Genomic DNA, 2,657 nt, shown 5'->3' on the forward strand with positions numbered 1-2,657 from the left:
GTTGGACCTTGTGAAGCTATTATCATTCACAACGCCTTTACACCAAATGGTGACGCATTCAATGAATATTTTAACATTGAAAATATCGAAGACATCGCGTGTTATCCGACAAATAATGTTCAAATTTACAACCGATGGGGAGTTTTAGTTTATGAAACTAAAAACTATGACAACAATACAAGAAGATTTGAAGGTATCTCTGAAGGTAGAGTAACTGTTAGCAAATCTGAAGAATTGCCAACCGGAACTTATTTCTATATCATTGAGTGGACAACTAGTGATGGAAACAGAATAAATAAAAACGGATACATATACTTAACCCGATAAACCTACTAACTCCTGAGGGCTTAAAAACCCTCAGGAAAAATTAAGAAAATATGAGAACAAAAATTTTAATTTTCGCTTTGATGTTAACGTGTTATACTGGTTTTGCACAGCAAGACGCACAGTTTACCCAATACATGTATAACACGATCAATATCAATCCCGCTTACGCAGGATCGAGAGGAGTTATGAGTATCTTCGGATTGCATCGTACCCAATGGGTAGGATTAGACGGAGCGCCAACTACAAACGCTTTTTCTATCAATACTCCAATCAACAACAGTAATTTAGGTGTTGGTTTGTCTGTTGTAAGTGATAAAATCGGACCTACAAGAGACAATACCATTTCAGCCGATTTATCGTATACTATACAAACTTCTGAAACTTATAAATTATCTTTCGGTATTAAAGCTAGTGGTAATTTATTTAACTTGGATGTCAATGATTTAAATCCTGCTGATGCAGGTGATCCAAATCTTCAGAATTTCAACAATGAATTTTCACCGAATTTTGGAGCTGGTGTATATTTACATTCTGATAAAATGTATTTTGGTCTTTCGGTTCCAAACTTTTTACAAGATTCAAAATACAATGACAATGAAGTTGCCGTATTCCAAGAAAGAATGAATTTTTATGCCATTGGAGGTTATGTATTTGACATTTCACCTTCAGTTAAATTTAAGCCCGCTTTCTTAACTAAATTAGTAACCGGTTCTCCGCTTCAGGTTGATGTTTCAGGTAACTTCTTATTCTTTGATAAGTTAATGCTTGGTGCAGCTTACCGATGGGATGCAGCAATAAGTGCCTTAGCCGGTTTTCAAGTAACAGATGGTTTATTCATCGGTTACAGTTACGATAGAGAAACTACTCAATTGAATAATTATAACTCTGGTTCCCACGAGGTATTCTTACGTTTTGAGTTGTTCAATAGAGTTAGTAAATTGGTATCACCTAGATTCTTCTAATAACACAACGATCATGAAAAATAAAATTATATATTTAGTACTATTAACTTTCGCTGCTGTGAACAGTTATTCACAAGTTGGGAAATCAGAAGTAAAAGGTAATAAGGAGTATGATAAATACGCATACATTGATGCCATTAAGACTTACGAACGCATTTATGAAAAAGGGTATAAATCTCCTGATATGTTGCTTAAAATTGGTAACGCCTACTATTTCAATGCCGAATTAGAAAAAGCAAACAAATGGTATAGTGAACTATATGCAACCAATCCTGACCAAGAAGCGGAATTCTACTATCGCTATGCACAAGCTTTAAGAGCGGTTAAGGACTATCCGAAAGCCGATGCCATGATGGCTAAGTTTGGTGAGAAAAGTGGAAATGACAGTAGAGAAGACATCTTTAACAAAAAGAAAGATTACCTAGCCATAATCAAAAAGAATTCCGGTCGTTATAAAATAGAAGATGCAGGAATCAACTCTAAATATTCTGATTACGGTCCGGCTTATATGGGAACCAAAGTAATTTTTACTTCTGCCCGTGATACCGGTAACTTCTCGAAAAGAATTCACACTTGGACAGGTCAGTACTTTACTAACTTATACAGTTCAGCTTTAGGCGAAGACGGAGGGTTAACAGGCGTAGATAAATTTGGTAAAAAAATCAATACCAAATACCATGAAGATACTCCAGCCTTTACCAAAGACGGAAAAACAGTTTATTTCACCAGAAATAATTATTTAGACGGAAGAGGTTTTGATGCTAATAAAGTGACTTTATTAAAAATCTATAAAGCCAATTTAGATGATGAAGGCAAATGGATAAATATTACACCTCTTAACTTCAACAGTGATAGCTACCAAGCGGCACATCCTGCCCTATCGGCCGACGAAAAAACTTTGTATTTTGCTTCAGACATGCCGGGAACTTTTGGACAATCCGATCTTTTTAGAGTAAAAATCAATGAAGATGGAAGTTTAGGAACACCCGAAAATCTGGGTAAAGCAATCAATTCCGAAGGAAGAGAAACTTATCCTTTCATTTCTTCTGACAATGAATTGTACTTTGCTTCAGACGGTCAACCAGGTTTGGGTGGTTTAGATATATTTGTTACCAGAATTCCTAAAGATGGAAGCCTAAACTTCAAAGAGGCATTAAATATCGGTGAAGAAGGAAACAGCTCTAAAGATGATTTCGGTTTCATCATCGACTTTAAAACTAAAAAAGGTTTCTTAAGCTCCAACAGAGATGGTGGACAAGGAAGTGATGACATATACAAATTCTTAGAAACACGACCAATTTTCTGTGACCAAATTCTTCACGGTGTAATTACAGACGAAGATACTAAAGCCGTATTACCAAATACCAA

At 35.6% G+C, this 2,657-nt stretch carries 3 protein-coding genes; all 3 read left to right on the forward strand.

Translation table 11 applies throughout. The annotated features are described in order from the left end of the window. Positions 1-327 (forward strand): T9SS type B sorting domain-containing protein (locus ICG50_RS12970; RefSeq protein WP_187661325.1); only part of this gene is annotated, 327 nt, incomplete at its 5' end. Between the two features lie 50 nt (positions 328-377). Further along, complete coding sequence (locus ICG50_RS12975) at positions 378-1,289, forward strand: PorP/SprF family type IX secretion system membrane protein (protein ID WP_187661326.1); 912 nt, start codon at positions 378-380, stop codon at positions 1,287-1,289. Between the two features lie 13 nt (positions 1,290-1,302). After that, positions 1,303-2,657: PD40 domain-containing protein (locus ICG50_RS12980; protein ID WP_187661327.1), on the forward strand; the 1,355-nt coding region annotated here is incomplete at its 3' end.

Origin of the sequence: Flavobacterium buctense (assembly GCF_014486695.1) — a bacterium.
In the GTDB taxonomy this organism is placed as follows: Bacteria; Bacteroidota; Bacteroidia; order Flavobacteriales; family Flavobacteriaceae; genus Flavobacterium; species Flavobacterium buctense.

What these genes read in the sequence shown, in the direction of transcription:
- ICG50_RS12975 (WP_187661326.1), top strand. Translation starts at nt 378, where the DNA reads ATGAGAACAAAAATTTTAATTTTCGCTTTGATGTTAACGTGTTATACT.